Source organism: Burkholderia metallica (assembly GCF_902832845.1).
Lineage (GTDB): Bacteria > Pseudomonadota > Gammaproteobacteria > Burkholderiales > Burkholderiaceae > Burkholderia > Burkholderia metallica.
The window spans coordinates 331,990-348,088 of the sequence record NZ_CADFDB010000009.1 but is presented as its reverse complement, the minus strand read 5'-3'; the positions used below and the strand labels follow the sequence as shown (position 1 = coordinate 348,088).

Genomic DNA, 16,099 nt, shown 5'->3' with positions numbered 1-16,099 from the left:
TGACGAAACGATTACACGCCGACGCGCCGGGCCGGTGCGCCGCCGATCTCGCGGGTGATTTTCGCGATGCATTCGTGCAGCGCGGGCACCACGTGTTCGTGCAGCCATTCGGGCGGGCACTGATGCGCCGCGCCGCCGCAATTCACCGAATAGCGCTGGCCGGACGGGCCGACGAAACCGGCCGCGACGGCATTCAGGCCCTCGCGCCATTCGCCGATCGCGATCGCGTGGCCGTCGCGCATCGCGTCGTCGAGCGCGGGGTTCAGGCGCGCGGACACGTGCGGCCAGTCGTCGCCCGCCGTCGTGCGCAGCGATTCGAGCAGTTGGCGGCGCTCGTCGTCTTCCAGGGCGGCGAGATACGCACGGCCCACCGCGGTGCGCGCGATGTCCATCCGTGACCCGATCTCGAGGCGCGTGACGAGCACGGCCGAGCGCGGGCGGATCACGTCGATCGCGACCATGTCGAGCCGGTCGCGCACCGCGAGGTGCACGGACAGCGATGTGCGCTCGGCCAGCTCGATCATGAACGGCCGCGAACGCGCGCGGATGTCGAAGTTGCGCAGGAAGCCGTGGCTCAGTTCGAGCACCGACGCGGTGAGCACGAAGCGCTCGCTGTCGGGCAGCTGGAACAGGAAGCCGGCGCTGACGAGCGTCGCGGTGATGCGCGAGACGGTCGGCTTCGGGATGCCGGTCAACTCGGTCAGCTCGCGGTTGCTGACGGGCGCGTCGGCAGCCGCGATGCGGCGCAGCACGGCGAGGCCGCGGGCAAGGGCGGTGATCTCGTCGGGCGACGATTCACGGTCCCGCGACGCGGGAGGGGTTACAGTGGTCGACACGAAGGATTCTCTCTATTTCCGAAACTCGATTTCAATTTTGTTGGTATTGTAGGATTATTGTCAAAGGATGCATGTTCTGCCGGGGAACCGGTCATTGGATGAGATTTTACGGGTTCACCCTTGGTTTATTAGGAAAACGCTCAATGGAGCGTTGCCAGAAAGTGCATGAACCGGTGCAAATACCGCTTGACTTGTCGGGCGGAAACGGAAAGAATGTCTCACGTTTTCGAAACATCGTTTCAAGAGTTTAACCGGCAACGATGTTTCGCGCAGTCTCTCAGGTTCTAGCACGGCCCTCGGAATGGCTAGAACTTTTTTAGCGCCACGGTCTCCGTGGCGCTTTTTTTTGCCTGTCTTTCCGCGCGTCCGCCCGGACGTGTCAGGCCCGTATTATCCCCCCATCGTCGAAATCCCCTGCTCGAAGCCGTGCGGCGTCGGCCTGCGCCCGTTCGCGTGCGTGTGTCGCACGATTCGCGTGCGCAAAAAAAAGCGCGATGCCCGCACTGGGCATCGCGCATCAAACGGCGTGGAGCGCCGACGAATGAACGGTGATGAAGAAGGGGCGCCGCCGAGCGGCGCCCCGGTCCTCCGCGCGCGGCCCGGTCAGGCCTTCGCGAGCTTGATGCTGGTCTGCTCGGCCGTCAGGTAGCCGACGCTCGCGCCGAAGCGGTCCTTGAAGTTCGCGCGCACGAGCGGATCGAGCGTCGGCTTGACCTTGTCGTGCAGCGGCGATTCCCAGTCGCCCGCGTGCTGGAAGTTGCTCATGATGTACGTCCAGCCGTTGATTTCGTCGACCGCGTGCAGGCCCGTCGATTCGGCGCCGGCCGGGCACGACAGCACGCGCACGAGCGACTTCGTGTCGACGTTGTATGCCCACAGGAAGTTGTTCACGTGCATGCCCGAGTCTTCGCCGATGAAGAGGGTCCGCAGCTTTTCGGAGAACTTCAGGTTGTCGGGGTTCGCGATCTTGTCCGGGTTCGCGAGGTTGCCGAGCCCGTCGGCCGCGGCGAGATCCTCGCCGACGAGCGCGGCCGGCGCGCCCATGTCGACCGGTACCCATTCGCTGTCGATCGCGCTGCCCGTCGTGTCGCGCTGGCTGCCCTTCAGGTTCAGCGCGTAGACGGCGCCCGCGGCGATCTTCTTGTCGACCGCGACGTCGCGCGACGCCGCGTTGCCCTTGACCATCGACGTTTCGATCCGCGACATCGCCGTGTAGACGATCTTGTCCTTCGCGTTCACGGTCGTGCCTTCGAGCTTCGTGAAGCCCATGCTGCCGCCGATCAGCGCCGCATAGCGGTGCGTCTCGAGGAACGCGGCCGCCTTTTCCATCCCCGGCTTCACGCGCATCCAGTTGAATTTGCCGCCGAAGTGGATCTTCGTGTAGCTGGCGTCGTTGGGATCGGTGGTCACCAGGTCCATGATGTCCGACGCCTTCAGCGTATTCGCGAGCGCTTCGATCTCGCTGCTCGTCGCGTGGCCGATCCTGATCCACGTGAGCGTCGCGGTGCCCGCGCCGGCGGACGACGTCTGCGTCCACTTCGCGACGTACAGCGTGCCGGCCGACAGGTCGGCCGCCTTGTCGGCGACGAACATGAACAGGCCGCCGTTGGTTGCGTCGTCACCCATCATCACGGTGCGCTGGTCGGGCATCACCTGGATCAGCTCGTGCGAGATGCGGCCGAGGCAGTAGTGCTTCTTCACGCTGCCCGTGCCGTCCGGATTCACGGTGATCTCGGGCAGGTGGCCGTAGTGGTAGGGGTTCGCCTTCGTCTCGTCGCCGAACGTGTTCTTGCTGAACGCCTTGAACTGCGCGTCGGTTGCCGCCTTCGTCGCGTCCGGCTCGTACTCCTCGCTCGACAGGTGCGTGCCCCACGGCGACAGGCTCGCGCCGCAGGTGATCCACAGGCCGTGCGCCTTCGACGTGTCGACGTTGTGGTACTTGACGACCTTCAGCGCGCCGTTGGCCGGATCCTGGTCGAGCGTCAGCACCGCGATCGGCGACGGCAGCTGGCCGTACTGCGATGCGCTCGCCTGGTCGCGCGTCGTGTATTCGAACTGCACGACGGCGAACACCGTGTTGCCCTTCACGCCGGGCACGTTCGCGTTCTTCAGCGTCAGCAGCGAGCTGCCGTCCGGGCAGTCGGAATAGAACTGGCGCTCCTTGCCGGCCACCGAGCGATCGATGATCGGCTGGTTGTTGATGTCGTAGTAGCCGCCCGCGAGCGTCGTGCCGCCCTTGCCGTCCGGCACCATGTCGCCCGTCACGAAGAACGGCCGGTACGCGAGCTTGAAGTTGCGCGACGAGCCGTCGGAGAACGACACCGCCAGCGTCGAGCCGACCGTCGTCGTGGCCATCGCGGCCGCGTTGTCGAGCGTGGGCGCGGCCATCGGCGAGAACGTCGCCGACGTGTACGCGGCGGCGACCGGCGCCGGCGTCGACGCGGGATCGTCGTCGCCGCCGCAACCCGTCAGCAGGGCCGGCAGCGCGAGGCCGGAAAGGGGAAGCATCGGTGCGCCGGCGAGGATCTTCAGGGCCTGACGACGGGAAGCATTGGGCAACGCGGGCATGTGGAGTCCAGTTTCGGTTGTTGGAAGAATGGCCTTCGCCGAGCGGGCGCTCGGCAAGCTCGGCGAAGGCATATTGAAAACTGGACGGAAGTGTAAGGACGCTACATGAAAGTTTTTTGAATTGAAAACGTAATGCCGCGCCGAGCGTGCGGCGGACGCTCAATCGCGTTCGGGCGTCGCCGAGATGCGGTGGATCGACAGGTCCGCGCCGTCGAATTCGGCTTCGCGGTCCAGCCGCAGCCCGACGGTCGCTTTCAGCGCGCCGTAGACGAGCGTGCCGCCGGCGGTCGCGATCGCGATGCCGCCGAGCGTGCCGACGAGCTGCGACAGGAACGACACGCTGCCGAGGCCGCCGAGCGCGGGCAGGCCGAAGACGCCGGCCGCGAGGCCGCCGAGCGCGCCGCACATGCCGTGCAGCGGCCACACGCCGAGCACGTCGTCGATCCGCCACTTGTTCTGCACGCACGTGAACATCGCGACGAACAGCGCACCGGCCGCGGCGCCCGTGACGAGTGCGCCGATCGGGTGCATCACGTCGGAGCCCGCGCACACCGCGACGAGGCCCGCGAGCGGCCCGTTGTACGTGAAGCCCGGGTCGTTGCGGCCGGCCATCCACGCGGCGAGCGTGCCGCCGACCATCGCCATCAGCGAGTTCACGGCGACGAGGCCGCTGATCTTGTCGAGCGTCTGCGCGCTCATCACGTTGAAGCCGAACCAGCCGACCGCGAGCACCCACGCGCCGAGCGCGAGGAACGGGATGTTCGACGGCGGGTGCGCGGCGATCCGGCCGTCCTTCGCATAGCGGCCGTGGCGCGCGCCGAGCAGCAGCACGGCCGGCAGCGCGACCCAGCCGCCGAACGCGTGCACGACGACGGAGCCCGCGAAATCGTGGAACGGCGCACCGAACGCGTGCGTGAGCCACGCCTGCACGCCGAAGCGCTCGTTCCACGCGATGCCTTCGAAGAACGGATAGATGAAGCCGACGATGATCAGCGTCGCGACGAGCTGCGGGTTGAACTTCGCGCGCTCGGCGATGCCGCCGGACACGATCGCGGGGATCGCCGCCGCGAAGGTCAGCAGGAAGAAGAAGCGCACGAGGGCGTAGCCGCTGTGCTGCGACAGCGTGCCGATGTCGTCGAAGAACTCGACGCCGTACGCGATCGTGTAGCCGATGAAGAAGTACGCGAGCGTCGACACCGAGAAGTCGACCAGGATCTTCACGAGCGCGTTGACCTGGTTCTTCTTGCGGACCGTGCCGAGTTCGAGAAATGCGAAGCCCGCGTGCATCGCGAGCACCATGACGGCGCCGATCAACAGGAACAGTGTGTCGACGCCGGATTTCAGACCATCCATGCCGTGGCTTCCTTGCGCAAAAAACGGGCGAGGAACGCAAGTATCGAGCCAACTTGGTGAACGGTTGCGTGGAGTTGGTGCTCCCGCGCCGCGCGATGCGGCATTCCGGTGAATCGTGCACGCGAAGGGGGCGCGGCCGGCAGCGGCCGGGAGCGAGGCCGGATGCACGCGCGTGGTGCGGTGCGTGCGGAACTGGTGCGTTCGATCTGCCGATTGGTGCGTCGTCGCGCACCGTTGCGGCGCGTGGGCGGCGTTTCAGCGGTGCTTCAGTGACGCGGGAACAGCGACGGCGGCCGGCGCAGCCGCAGCGCGCACGCCGACCAGTACGCGGCGACGGCCGTCAGCCCGAGCGCGGCGCAGGCGAGCGCCGCGAAACCCGTCAGCGACTGGCCGTGGCCGTCGGGGCCGAGGATGCCTTGCGCGACGATCAGCGCGGCCGTCCAGAAGCCGATCACGGCCTGCGTGAGCAGGCGCGCGGACGCGACGCGGCGCGGGCGCCCCGATTCGGTCAGGTGGCGCGCGGACGGCGGGCGCAGGCACAGGAACAGGGTGGCGGCGAGCAGCGCGGCCAGCACGATCAGCCAGTCGACGAGGAAATCCATGAGAAAAAGGGGCATGTCCGAAGCGGATTGAAGCGTGCCCACTTTAGTGTCGTCGCGCGTGCGATTAAATCAGACGAGTCTGAAATCGAAAGCTGTTTTCAATGATGGCGTTTGATTGGCCCTATTCCACAGGCGGTATCATCGACGTCGGTCCAACCACGAGGCCGCGCGACGCGCGGCCGGAGATTGCTGATGAACATGAAGACATCGCGGGCGCGTCGCGTGCCCGGGTCCGTGCTGGCGGCCGTAGCCGCCGGTGCGCTGCTGCTGCTCGCGGGCTGCGAGAAGTCCGGTGCGCCGGCCACGCAACCCGATACGGCCGCGAGCGCGGCCGCCGATGCCGCGAACAACGCGGCCAAGGCGCTCGACCAGGTGGCGAGCACCGTCAACCAGCAAATCAACGCCGCGAAGGCCGGCATCGCGTCCGCGGCATCGGCCGTGCCGCCTTTGTCCGCGAGCGGCCTCGCGTCCGCCGCGCAGGCGCAGTTCGACGCGGCCGCTTCCGCGGTCGTCGCGCATGCGGCGTCCGAAGCCGGCGCGAAGATTGCCGAAGCCGGCAAGAAGCTCCAGCAGTGGAGCCAGCAGAATGCGTCGGGCGCCAAGCCTGCGAGCGGGGAGTGATGCGGGCTTGCATGATCCGCAAAATGTAATTATGATGGTTACACATGTCGCCGGCTGCGGGACGAGCCGGCGTCGTCAAGCGAGTGACGAATGAATACCAGCAGCCGGTTCGCGTTTGCCGTTCACGTGCTCGCCTTGCTGTCGATGCAGGAAGGCGTGCCGCTGTCGTCCGACATCATCGCGGGCAGCGTGAACACGAATCCGGCGCTGATCCGCCGGTTGTTGTCGATGCTGGCGGCCGCGGGCCTGACCACGTCGCAACTGGGCGCGGGCGGCGGTGCGCTGCTGGCGCGCGAGCCCGCCGCGATCACGCTGCTCGACGTGTATCGCGCGGTCGACGATGCGCAACTGTTCGCGCTGCACCGCGAGGCGCCGAATCCGGCCTGTCTCGTCGGGCGGCACATCCAGGGCGCGCTGACCGACTACATCGGCGACGCGCAGCGTGCGATGGAAGCGTCGCTCGCCACGCGCACGCTGGCCGACGTCACGGCCGACGTGCTGGATCTGGAGCAGCGCACGCAACAGGCGGCGCGCGCGAGCGGGTGAGGGTAGGCAGGGCAGGAAGCCGGACGGCGCGACGCGCGGCGACCGGCGCAACGGGGGCTTTGCCCCGTTTTTTTTCGGTCTTATATGTAATTAACTGTGTTACATATTTTCTTACTGGAGAATCGATATGACGCAACGTACTTTGAACATCGCACTGTTCGGCGCCACCGGCACGATCGGCTCGCGCATCGCCGCGGAAGCCGCACGACGCGGCCATCGCGTGACCGCGCTGTCGCGCAACCCCGCCGCGGCCGGTGACGGCATCACCGCGAAGGCGGCCGACCTGTTCGACGCGGCGAGCATCGCGGCCGCGCTGCCGGGCCACGACGTCGTCGCGAGCGCGTACGGTCCGAAGCAGGACGATGCGGCGAAGGTCGTCGCGGCCGCGAAGGCGCTCGTCGCCGGCACGCGTCAGGCGGGGCTCAAGCGGCTCGTGGTGGTGGGCGGCGCCGGCTCGCTCGAAGTCGCGCCCGGCAAGCAGCTCGTCGACAGCGAAGGTTTCCCGGAAGCGTACAAGGCGGTCGCGCTCGCGCACCGCGACGCGCTCGACTACCTGAAGACGGCAGGCGATCTCGACTGGACGTTCTTCGCGCCGGCCGCGCTGATCGCGCCGGGCGAGCGCACGGGCACGTTCCGCACGGGCGTCGGCAAGCTGATCGTGGACGCGCAGGGCAACAGCAAGATCTCGGCGGAAGACTACGCGATCGCGTTCGTCGATGCGCTCGAGCAAGACAGCTTCGTGCGCGAGATCGCGACGGTCGCGTATTGAGCGGCGCGCCGGCCGGCGGCGCGCATGCGCGGGGCCGGCCGCGACGTGCGTGAATTTCAGGCGATTCCACCCTGGCGGGCGGGATCGCCTGTTTCGTTTGGGAGCGGGCGCGGCCACGTGCCGGCGGATTCGCGCGTGCGGCGCGCACCGGATCGGTATTTATACCGGTCGACGCGGCGAAGCGGTTTTCATATTGTTCCCCGTTGGGCAGTTTGAATAGAATAAATTTCTATCTACGAGGGACTGGAGAAATGGACGCCATCGATCGCAAGCTGCTGGAGCTGCTGCAGGCGGACGCCACGCTGCCGATCGCGGAACTGGCGCAGCGCGTGAATCTGTCGCAAACGCCGTGCTGGAAGCGTGTGCAGCGGCTCAAGGAAACCGGCGCGATTCGCGCGCAGGTCGCGCTGTGCGATCCGCGCAAGCTCGGCGTCGGCACGACCGTGTTCGTCGCGATCCGCACGAACCAGCACACCGAGGAGTGGGCGCAGCATTTCACGCAGGTCGTGCGCGACATGCCTGAAGTGGTCGAGGTGTACCGGATGAGCGGCGAGACCGATTACCTGCTGCGCGTCGTCGTGGCCGGCATCGACGACTACGATCGCGTCTACAAGCAGCTGATTCGCGCGGTGCCGCTGTTCGACGTCAGCTCGTCGTTCGCGATGGAGCAGATCAAGTATTCGACCGCGCTACCGGTGCGCGATCTTGCCGAGCCGGCGTAGCGCGGCAACGAGCCGACACGACCCGACACGCGCGCGGATGGCGCCGCGGATTCAGCGGCCGCGCGCCAGGGCGCGCGCGCGTTCGTCGGCCAGCGCGTCGCGGCGCACGAAATCCGCGACGAACGGGCTGGCCGGATGGTGATGCAGCGCGTACGGCGTATCCCATTGCGCGAGCTGACCGTCCTTCATCACGCCGATCCGGTCGGCGATCGCGAACGCTTCGGCCTGGTTGTGCGTGACGAGAATCGCAGTGTGGCCCGTGCGCTTCAGGATGTCGCGCAGCTCGAACGCGAGCCGCTCGCGCGTATCGACGTCGAGATTCGAGAACGGCTCGTCGAGCAGCAGCAGTTCCGGCGACGGCGCGAGCGCACGCGCGAGTGCGACGCGCTGCTGCTGGCCGCCGGACAGTTCGTGCGGATACGCGCCACCGGAATCGGCGAGGCCGACGAGTTCGAGCATTTCCGCGACACGCATGCGCCGTTCGGCCTTCGGCATGCGCCGCAGGCCGAAGGCGACGTTGTCGGCCGCGCTCAGGTGCGGGAACAGCGCGTAATCCTGGAACATCATGCCGATGCGGCGCCGCTCCGGCGGCACGTCGAACGACGGCGCCGCGACCGGCGCGCCGTCCAGCACGATGCGCCCCATGCGCACCGGTTCGAAGCCGGCAATCGCGCGCAGCACGGTGGTCTTGCCGCAGCCCGACGCGCCGAGCAGGCAGCCGATGTCGCCGCGCGGCAGCGCGAGGCTCAGCCCGTCGACCACGGTGCGGCGGCCGTGCGGCGTGTCGTAGGCGAGGCAGAGGTCGTCGAGTTCGAGCAGGTTCACGGTGTCAGGCTCCGATCTTGTGGCGGGTGCGGGCGAGCAGGATCACGGGCACGAGCCCGGCCAGCACGATCGCGAGCGCGGCGACCGCGCCTTCTTCATAGGTGCCGCGTGCGGCTTCCGCATACAGCCAGGTCGCGAGCGTGTCGAAGTTCAGCGGACGCAGCAGCAGCGTTGCCGGCAATTCCTTCATCGTGTCGACGAACACCAGCAGCGCGCTCGTCGTGAGCGCGGGCCGCAGCAGCGGCAGGTGCACGCGGCGCAGCGTGCCGCCGGCCGTCTCGCCGAGCGAGCGCGCCGCCTGTTCGAGCGACGGCGGGATGCGTGCGAGGCCGGCCTCGATGCTGCCGGCCGGGATCGCGAGAAAGCGCACGGTGTACGCGATCACGAGTGCGGCTGCCGAGCCCATCAGCATCAGTCCGTCTCGGCCGAGCGCGGCGCCGAACAGCCGGTCGGCCGCGGCGAACGGCAGCAGCAGGCCGATCGCGAGCACGGTGCCCGGCACCGCATAGCCGAGGCTCGCGATTCGCGCGCAGACGCGGGCCGGGCCCGCACGGGCGCTGTCGCGTTGCGCGCGCGCGGCCCATGCGACGACGAGTCCGCACGCGAGCGTCGCGACGGTGGCGGCGGTGGCGATCGTCAGCGTGTTCGCGAGCCCGGTCATCAGTTGCGCGGACACGCCGCCGACGAGGTGCAGCCGCTTGGCCGTTTCGAGCGCGAGATACGCGGCCGGCGCGCCGAAGTCGAGCAGCACGGGCAGCCAGCCGAGCACGGCGGCGCCGAACGCGGCCGCGCCCGTCAGGCGGCGCGGCGCGATCGGCCGCATGCGGCGGCCGTGCGCGTAGCGCTGGCGGCGGCGCCCGTAGCGTTCGAGCACGATCATGCCGACGACGATCGCGAGCATCGCGAGCGCGATCTGCGCGGCGCCGGCGAGATCGGAGCGCGTGATCCACGTCGTGTAGACGGACACGGTCAGCGTCTGCACGCCGAGGAATTCCGACGCGCCGATGTCGTTCAGCGTTTCGAGCAGCGCGAGGCTCACGCCGACCGCGATCGCGGGCCGCGCGAGCGGCACGACGACGCGCCAGAACGTCGCGATGCGTCCCGCGCCGAGCGTGCGCGCGGCTTCGAGCAGGCTCGCGGACTGCGTGACGAACATCGCGCGCGTGCTCAGGTACACGTACGGATACAGCACGAAGCCGAGCACGAAGATCGCGCCGGGCAGCGAGCGCAGGTCGGGCAGGCGGAACTGGCGCGGGCTGTCGAAGCCGAGCAGCCAGCGGATCGCGCCCTGCACGGGGCCGATCGGGTGCAGCAGGTCGAGATACGCGAACGCGACGATGTAGGTGGGCACCGCGAGCGGCAGCAGCAGCGCCCACGTCAGTATCCGGCGGCCGGGAAAGTCGTAGGCGGTGACGAGCCACGCGCAGCCCGTGCCGACGATCGACACGATCGCGCCGACGCCCGCGAGCAGCCCCAGCGTATTGACGAGCGCCTGCGGCAGTACGAATTCGGCGAGATGGCGCCAGTGCGCGAGATCGGCGTCGAACGCGGCGGCCACGAGCACCGCGAGCGGCGCCGCGACCGCCGCGGCGATCGCCAGCGCCGCGAGCAGCCACAGGCTGCCCGCGCGCGGCAGCAGGCGCGGCCGGCCTCGCCGGTGGCGCGCGCCGGCGGCGGTTGCGTCAGTTGTCAAAACCGACCTTGTCGACGAGCTGGCTCGCCTGCTTGCGATGCTTCGCGATGTCAGCCAGCGGCAGCGGGTCGATCTTGAGCGTACCGAAGCTCGCGATCACCGGATCGAGCTTCACGTTCGCGCGCACCGGGTATTCGTAGTTCGCCTGCGCATACAGCGCCTGCGCTTCCGGCGACACGAGGTATTCGAGCAGCTTCACCGCGTTGGCCTTGTGCGGCGCGTGCTTCGCGACCGTCGCGCCGCTGATGTTCACGTGCGTGCCGCCGCTCTTCGCGTTCGCGAACGTCGGCCGGACGACCTTGATCGCGTCGCCCCACTTGCGCGCGTCGCTGCCGGCTTCCGCATGCTTCATGTGGCCGACGTAGTAAGCGTTCGCGAGGCCGACGTCGCAGATCCCGCCGAGGATGTCGCGCGCGACGTCGCGGTCGCCGCCCGTCGCCTTGCGCGCGAGGTTCGCCTTCACGCCGCGCAGCCACTTCTCGGTCGCCGCTTCCCCGTCGTGCGCGATCATCGCCGCGACGAGCGCCGTGTTGTACGGATGTTGGCCCGAGCGGATGCAGACCTTGCCCTTCCATTTCGGGTCGGCGAGATCCTCGTAGCGGAACGCATCGACCTTCAGGTCCTTCTCGACGTACAGCACGCGGTCGCGCAGCGATAGCGCGTACCAGTCGCCGTTCGCGCCGCGCAGGTTCGCGGGAATCGCGTCGTCGAGCGCCTTCGAGCGCACCGGCTGCGTGAGCCCACCGTCGACGAGATCGAGCAGGTTGCCGACGTCGACCGTCATCAGCACGTCGGCCGGCGACTGCGCGCCTTCCGCCTTCACGCGCTCGAGCAGGCCGTCCTTCACGAACACCGTGTTGACCTTCACGCCGCTCTGCTGGGTGAATGCGTCGATGAGCGGCTGGATCAGCTTCGGCTCGCGGGTGGTGTACAGGTTCACTTCCTCGGCAGCGTGGGCGAGCGGCGCGAATGCGGCGGCGGCAACGGCGAGGGCGCCGGCGAGCGGCAGCAGGCGGATGCGCGGTTTCGACATGAAGACTCCGGATGGGCAGGTGGACGATGGAAACGTTCCGGGGGGCGCGCCTGCCGGCCGAGCGTCCCGAAACATTACAAAATGAAAGACTTCGGATTCTAGATCGAAATGGGAACGATTATCAAATGAAAGCTTGCGGCGGACGGTGGGGCAGTGAGGCGCGGGGATCGGAAACGGGGCGTCGCGGCGGTGGCGCAAGCGCGTAGAATGCCCGCTTCGACGAATTTGACCGGAGACGTACCGACCATGAACGATCAGCGCAAGAAGAACCCTGTCCGCAACGTGAGCATCCTGATCGTCGTGGCCGTGCTGCTCGTGATCGGTACGATCCTGTACAACGCGATTTCGCAGAAGCGCGCTTACGACGAGGCCCATCCGGCCGAGGCCGCGAGCGCGGCGTCGCACTGACGTGCCGATGCGCGGCCCGGTGGGCCGCGCATGCGATGGGAAGGTGAGAGGGAGAATCCTCCGGCCGGCGGCGCGGCAGAGGTCGTGCGCGGCGGGAGTCGAAGCGGGCGCCGGAACCGGCGCGCCGCATACGCAGATCAGCCGTGCGTCAACGTGACGCAGGGGCGAATTTCGGGCGGATCCGTGCGTAGAACACGGCCGCGAGCAGCGCGAGCCAGGCCGCGCCGACATACAGCGCGACGCGCGTGTCCTCGAACCAGCCGAGCATCACGATCACGAAACCCATGAACGCGATCGTCAGTGCCGGCGCGACCGGCCACAACGGCACCTTGAACTTCAGCGCCGCGACTTCGGCGCCCGACAGCCGGCGGCGCATCGCGACTTGCGACAGCAGGATCATCAGCCAGACCCACACGGTCGCGAACGTCGCGATCGCCGCGACCATCAGGAACACGTCCTTCGGCATCAGGTAGTTGAGCAGCACGCCGACGAGCAGCGCACCCGCCATCACGAGCACCGTGACCCACGGCACGCCGTGGCGCGACGTCGTCATCAGCACGCGCGGCGCCTGGCCCTGGCGCGCCATCCCGAACATCATCCGGCCCGCGCCGAAGATGTCGCTGTTGATCGCGGAGATCGCCGCGCTGATCACCACCAGGTTGAGGATCGTCGCGGCCGATTTCACGCCGAGCGCCGAGAAGATCTGCACGAACGGGCTGCCGTCGCTGCCGACACCCGTCCACGGGCTGATCGACATCAGCACGACCATCGTCAGCACGTAGAACAGCAGGATGCGCGCGGGCACCGCGTTGATCGCGCGCGGAATCACGCGTTCCGGGTCCTTCGCCTCGCCGGCGCTCATCCCGATCACCTCGATCCCGCCGTACGCGAAGATCACGACCGACAGCGACGCGATCAGCCCGCCGACGCCGTTCGGCAGGAAGCCACCGTGGTTCCACAGGTTCGCGAACGTCGGCGCGTCGGCCGAGTGGCCGAAGTGCATGCCGGTCAGCAGGATCGCGACGCCGCCGCCGATCATCGCGACGATCGCACCGACCTTGATGATCGACAGCCAGAACTCGAGCTCGCCGAACACCTTCACGTGGCACAGGTTCAGCCCGCAGATGATCGCGACGACGCCGAGCACCCAGATCCATTGCGGGACATCCGGAAACCAGAAGGCCATGTAGATGCCGAACGCGGTGATGTCGGCGATCGCGACGATCACCATTTCGAGCGTGTAGGTCCAGCCGGTGACGAAGCCGGCGAACGGGCCGAGGTTTTCGGTCGCGTAATGGCCGAACGAGCCTGCGACGGGTTCGCGCACGGCCATCTCGCCGAGTGCGCGCATCACCATGTAGACGGCCGCGCCGCCCAGGATGTACGCGAGGATCACGGCCGGGCCCGCGAGCTGGATCGCGGACGCCGAACCATAGAACAGGCCCGTGCCGATCGCCGAACCCAGCGCGAGAAAGCGGATGTGCCGCGCGCTCAGGTGGCGCTGCAAGTTTTTCATCGTGTCTCCGATATTCGTTTTGCGACGGACCGGGCAAGCGGAGCCGGTCCGATTGGCTCAAGTTGTCTATACAACTTAAATGTGAACGAATGATAACAAGTCGGGGCGGGTAACCGGAATCGGGTATTCCCTGACTGGCGCGACGGGCGCAACAGCGGGTGGGGCGCGTGCGCAGCGACGGCGCAGGCCGGGTGAAACGGGCGCGTCATGCTTCGGAACATACGGAATCGGGGAACGTCGGGGCCGGTCCGCGGCATGCGCGGACCGGCCGCCGGCGGCGGCACACGGCGCGCGGATGTTCAGGCGGGCAGGCGGATCACGCTCGCGTCCTTGCGGATCAGCAGCGACGACGCGAGCATCTGCTTGCACTGGTGGGCGAGCACCTTCAGGTCGTGCGTGAGCTCGGCCCCCACCGCATCGGATTTCTCAGCGGACACGACCATCGCGTCGAGCTCGCGCGTGAGCTGCTTCGTCGCGTCGAGCTGGTCGGCGGGCGGCGGCTCGCCGGCCTCGGCCTTCTCGAGATTGTCGAGCACCGCGGCGAGGCCGCGATGCAGCGCGTCGTCGTGGAGGAGGTTGCCGTCGGCCGCGCAGGCCGTGCGGATCAGCGGCGCGGCGGCCGTGATCTGCGCGCCGAGCACGTGCGTCTGCACGAGCAGGTCGTTCAGTTCGGGCACGAAGCGCTGGTGCGCCTTCGGCTCGATCATCATGCGCTGGAACGCCTGCCCGAGATTCGCGAACGCGATGTGCACGTCCTTGCGCGCAAGGCGGTAGCGGTAGTCGTCGTCGAGGGCCGCGGCCGGCGCCTCGATGGCCGCGGCGACGACCGGCACGACGGCCGCGCCGTCGGCGGCCGGCACCGGCGGCGGCGACACGCCGCGCCCGGCGCGCCACACGGCCTCGAAATACTTGCGGGTGGCGGTCAGCATGTCGGCGACCTGCTTGCCCATCAGCCGGTACTCCCAGTACGGGAAAAGACGGCTCGCGGCGATCGCGATCATGCAGCCGACCACCGTGTCGATCGCGCGCTCGCCGATGATCCGCATGCTGCCCGGCGCGAGCAGGTGGAACATCAGCAGCACGTACGACGACGTGAACACGACGCTCGCCGCGTAGTTGAACAGCAGCAGGCTGTAGCTCATCACCATCGACGCGAACATGATCGCGATCAGCAGGTGCGGCTCCTTCACCGTGTAGATCAGCGCGATGCTCGCCGCGCAGCCGATCAGCGTGCCGATGATCCGCTGCGCGTTGCGCTGCTTGGTGAGCGAGTAGCCGGGCTTCAGGATGATGATGGTCGTCATCACGATCCAGTATGCGTTCGTGAGCGGCAGCAGCCGGCCGAGCCAGAATCCGACCGCCACCGCGATCGTCACGCGCAGCGCATGACGGAAGCTCGGCGAGCGCATGTTCAGGTTCGAGAAGATCAGCAGCGGCGACATCCGGCGGCGCTGCAGGAAGCGCGTGAGCGCCTTGTCGATCTTCAGTTCGGTCTGCTGCGGATCGGCGTGGCCCGACAGGTTGCGGCGCATCCGGTCGATCAGGCGCGTGGCGCTCCAGATGCGCCGGAACGTGGCCAGCACGGCCGCATACGCCTCCGCGTTGGTGGCCGCGAAGTTCTTCTTGCGCATCAGCTCGATCTCGTACTCGATCGCGCGCAGCTCGGCCTTCACGCTGACCCGCGAGTGCGGCGCGCGGTTCTCGAGCACCGCGAGCCCGATCTCCTCGAGATCGGCGGCCGCCTTGCGGATCAGGTCGCGGTAGAAAATGATCAGGTCGGAGCCGCCGAACGTGTTGCGCACCAGCGGGTAGTCGGTGTGCGCGCCGACGAACAGCTCGTGCAGGTCGACGCTGTTGATGAACAGGTTGTACATCGCCGTGCGGCCGGGGTCGAGCTTGCCGCGCCGCAGCTTCGGCAGGTTGCGCAGCACAATGTCGCGCGCGGTTTCCTGCGTTTCGACCGCCGTGATTTGCTTGGCGACGAGATTGCGGTAGCACTCGTCGAGATCGGCATCGAGATCGTAGAACTGCGCGCGCGCGAGCAGGTAGTCGGCGCACGCGAACAGGCTCTCCGCGAGCGCCTGCTGCTCGATCCGGCGCGCTTGCCAGCGCGACACGAGCGTGGCCCAGTACGTGTACCAGAGGCCGCCCGCGAGAATCCAGCCGGCGTTGACGAACGCCTGCAGCGGCGTGAATTTTTCCTCGAGCGTCATCACCATCATGAACAGCGTCGCGAAGCTGATCTGCGGCCAGCGGTTGCCGTAGACGACGATCAGCGACAGCACGAAGGTGAGCGGCACGATGGTGAGCCACAGCACGAAGATGTTCGGCGTGGCGAGGCCGGTGGCGAGCGCAGCCAGAAAACCGATCACGCTGCACGCGAGCATTTCGTTGTGCTTGTACTTGAGCGGGCCCGGCATGTCGACGACGCACGCGCCGAGCGCGCCCGTCGAGATCGTGAAGCCGAGCTCCCGGTTGTGAAACACGATCAGGCACAGCACGGCAGGCAGCGAGACGCCGACCGCGATCCGCAGGCCGCCGAAAAAATACTGGCTGTAGAAAAACTTTCTGATTTCGACCGAATAGCGCATCGATGGGCTGAATGGC

14 protein-coding genes are annotated in these 16,099 nt (G+C 67.8%); 5 read left to right on the top strand and 9 right to left on the bottom strand.

The genetic code is table 11. From position 1 onward, the window contains the following. Positions 1 to 11 precede the first annotated feature (11 nt). The 4 genes from HWX08_RS24880 to HWX08_RS24865 form a co-directional block, all read right to left on the bottom strand. Positions 12 to 836, bottom strand: a complete 825-nt coding sequence (locus HWX08_RS24880; RefSeq protein ID WP_069256212.1) for an IclR family transcriptional regulator — start codon at positions 834 to 836, stop codon at positions 12 to 14. A gap of 603 nt (positions 837 to 1,439) precedes the next feature. Beyond that, a complete protein-coding gene (locus HWX08_RS24875; RefSeq protein WP_174922029.1) occupies positions 1,440 to 3,404 on the bottom strand; it encodes a PhoX family protein in 1,965 nt (654 codons plus the stop codon). A gap of 159 nt (positions 3,405 to 3,563) precedes the next feature. Continuing rightward, on the bottom strand, positions 3,564 to 4,757 hold the full coding sequence (locus tag HWX08_RS24870; protein ID WP_174922028.1) for an ammonium transporter: 1,194 nt from the start codon (positions 4,755 to 4,757) through the stop codon (positions 3,564 to 3,566). A gap of 266 nt (positions 4,758 to 5,023) precedes the next feature. Beyond that, positions 5,024 to 5,359 carry a hypothetical protein gene (locus tag HWX08_RS24865; RefSeq protein ID WP_069256215.1) on the bottom strand — a complete coding sequence of 112 codons (336 nt, stop codon included), beginning with the start codon at positions 5,357 to 5,359 and terminating at the stop codon, positions 5,024 to 5,026. Positions 5,360 to 5,551: 192 nt separating this feature from the next. Here HWX08_RS24865 and HWX08_RS24860 point away from each other — a divergent pair, with 192 nt between their 5' ends. The 4 genes from HWX08_RS24860 to HWX08_RS24845 all read left to right on the top strand — a co-directional run bounded on the left by HWX08_RS24860 (position 5,552) and on the right by HWX08_RS24845 (position 8,017). Further along, positions 5,552 to 5,980 (top strand): BCAL1086 family glycoprotein, encoded by a 429-nt coding sequence (locus HWX08_RS24860; protein ID WP_069256216.1) that lies wholly within the window; start codon positions 5,552 to 5,554, stop codon positions 5,978 to 5,980. Between the two features lie 90 nt (positions 5,981 to 6,070). Continuing rightward, on the top strand, positions 6,071 to 6,526 hold the full coding sequence (locus tag HWX08_RS24855) for an Rrf2 family transcriptional regulator (RefSeq protein WP_069256217.1): 456 nt from the start codon (positions 6,071 to 6,073) through the stop codon (positions 6,524 to 6,526). A 127-nt stretch (positions 6,527 to 6,653) separates the two neighbouring features. Further along, a complete protein-coding gene (locus HWX08_RS24850; protein ID WP_069256218.1) occupies positions 6,654 to 7,295 on the top strand; it encodes an NAD(P)-dependent oxidoreductase in 642 nt (213 codons plus the stop codon). Positions 7,296 to 7,546: 251 nt separating this feature from the next. Then, on the top strand, positions 7,547 to 8,017 hold the full coding sequence (locus HWX08_RS24845) for an Lrp/AsnC family transcriptional regulator (RefSeq protein WP_174922027.1): 471 nt from the start codon (positions 7,547 to 7,549) through the stop codon (positions 8,015 to 8,017). A gap of 51 nt (positions 8,018 to 8,068) precedes the next feature. Here HWX08_RS24845 and HWX08_RS24840 read toward each other — a convergent pair whose 3' ends face one another. Genes HWX08_RS24840 through HWX08_RS24830 form a run of 3 tightly spaced genes read right to left on the bottom strand, consistent with a single transcriptional unit; the run spans position 8,069 to position 11,568 of the window. Next, positions 8,069 to 8,842: an ABC transporter ATP-binding protein gene (locus HWX08_RS24840; protein WP_069256220.1), complete on the bottom strand. Its 774-nt coding sequence runs from the start codon at positions 8,840 to 8,842 to the stop codon at positions 8,069 to 8,071. Between the two features lie 4 nt (positions 8,843 to 8,846). Further along, positions 8,847 to 10,535, bottom strand: coding sequence for an ABC transporter permease (locus HWX08_RS24835; RefSeq protein WP_174922026.1), 1,689 nt, complete (start codon positions 10,533 to 10,535; stop codon positions 8,847 to 8,849). After that, on the bottom strand, positions 10,525 to 11,568 hold the full coding sequence (locus HWX08_RS24830) for a Fe(3+) ABC transporter substrate-binding protein (protein ID WP_174922025.1): 1,044 nt from the start codon (positions 11,566 to 11,568) through the stop codon (positions 10,525 to 10,527). Before HWX08_RS24830 ends, HWX08_RS24835 begins: the two co-directional genes overlap by 11 nt. 246 nt (positions 11,569 to 11,814) lie before the next feature. Here HWX08_RS24830 and HWX08_RS24825 point away from each other — a divergent pair, with 246 nt between their 5' ends. Continuing rightward, positions 11,815 to 11,976, top strand: coding sequence for a hypothetical protein (locus HWX08_RS24825; RefSeq protein WP_009688068.1), 162 nt, complete (start codon positions 11,815 to 11,817; stop codon positions 11,974 to 11,976). Between the two features lie 148 nt (positions 11,977 to 12,124). Here HWX08_RS24825 and HWX08_RS24820 read toward each other — a convergent pair whose 3' ends face one another. Both HWX08_RS24820 and HWX08_RS24815 read right to left on the bottom strand, forming a co-directional pair. After that, the gene (locus tag HWX08_RS24820) at positions 12,125 to 13,492 is read right to left on the bottom strand and encodes an amino acid permease (RefSeq protein ID WP_069256223.1); all 1,368 of its coding nucleotides are present in this window, start codon (positions 13,490 to 13,492) and stop codon (positions 12,125 to 12,127) included. Positions 13,493 to 13,791: 299 nt separating this feature from the next. Then, positions 13,792 to 16,083 carry an FUSC family protein gene (locus tag HWX08_RS24815; RefSeq protein ID WP_174922024.1) on the bottom strand — a complete coding sequence of 764 codons (2,292 nt, stop codon included), beginning with the start codon at positions 16,081 to 16,083 and terminating at the stop codon, positions 13,792 to 13,794. Between the last annotated feature and the right edge of the window lie 16 nt (positions 16,084 to 16,099).

Excerpts from the sequence above, each read along its gene's own strand:
- HWX08_RS24845 (WP_174922027.1), top strand. The coding sequence starts at position 7,547 with ATGGACGCCATCGATCGCAAGCTGCTGGAGCTGCTGCAGGCGGACGCC.
- HWX08_RS24860 (WP_069256216.1), top strand. The coding sequence starts at position 5,552 with ATGAACATGAAGACATCGCGGGCGCGTCGCGTGCCCGGGTCCGTGCTG.
- HWX08_RS24850 (WP_069256218.1), top strand. The coding sequence starts at position 6,654 with ATGACGCAACGTACTTTGAACATCGCACTGTTCGGCGCCACCGGCACG.
- HWX08_RS24855 (WP_069256217.1), top strand. The coding sequence starts at position 6,071 with ATGAATACCAGCAGCCGGTTCGCGTTTGCCGTTCACGTGCTCGCCTTG.
- HWX08_RS24875 (WP_174922029.1), bottom strand. The coding sequence starts at position 3,404 with ATGCCCGCGTTGCCCAATGCTTCCCGTCGTCAGGCCCTGAAGATCCTC.
- HWX08_RS24865 (WP_069256215.1), bottom strand. The coding sequence starts at position 5,359 with ATGGATTTCCTCGTCGACTGGCTGATCGTGCTGGCCGCGCTGCTCGCC.
- HWX08_RS24820 (WP_069256223.1), bottom strand. The coding sequence starts at position 13,492 with ATGAAAAACTTGCAGCGCCACCTGAGCGCGCGGCACATCCGCTTTCTC.
- HWX08_RS24825 (WP_009688068.1), top strand. The coding sequence starts at position 11,815 with ATGAACGATCAGCGCAAGAAGAACCCTGTCCGCAACGTGAGCATCCTG.
- HWX08_RS24870 (WP_174922028.1), bottom strand. The coding sequence starts at position 4,757 with ATGGATGGTCTGAAATCCGGCGTCGACACACTGTTCCTGTTGATCGGC.
- HWX08_RS24815 (WP_174922024.1), bottom strand. The coding sequence starts at position 16,083 with ATGCGCTATTCGGTCGAAATCAGAAAGTTTTTCTACAGCCAGTATTTT.
- HWX08_RS24830 (WP_174922025.1), bottom strand. The coding sequence starts at position 11,568 with ATGTCGAAACCGCGCATCCGCCTGCTGCCGCTCGCCGGCGCCCTCGCC.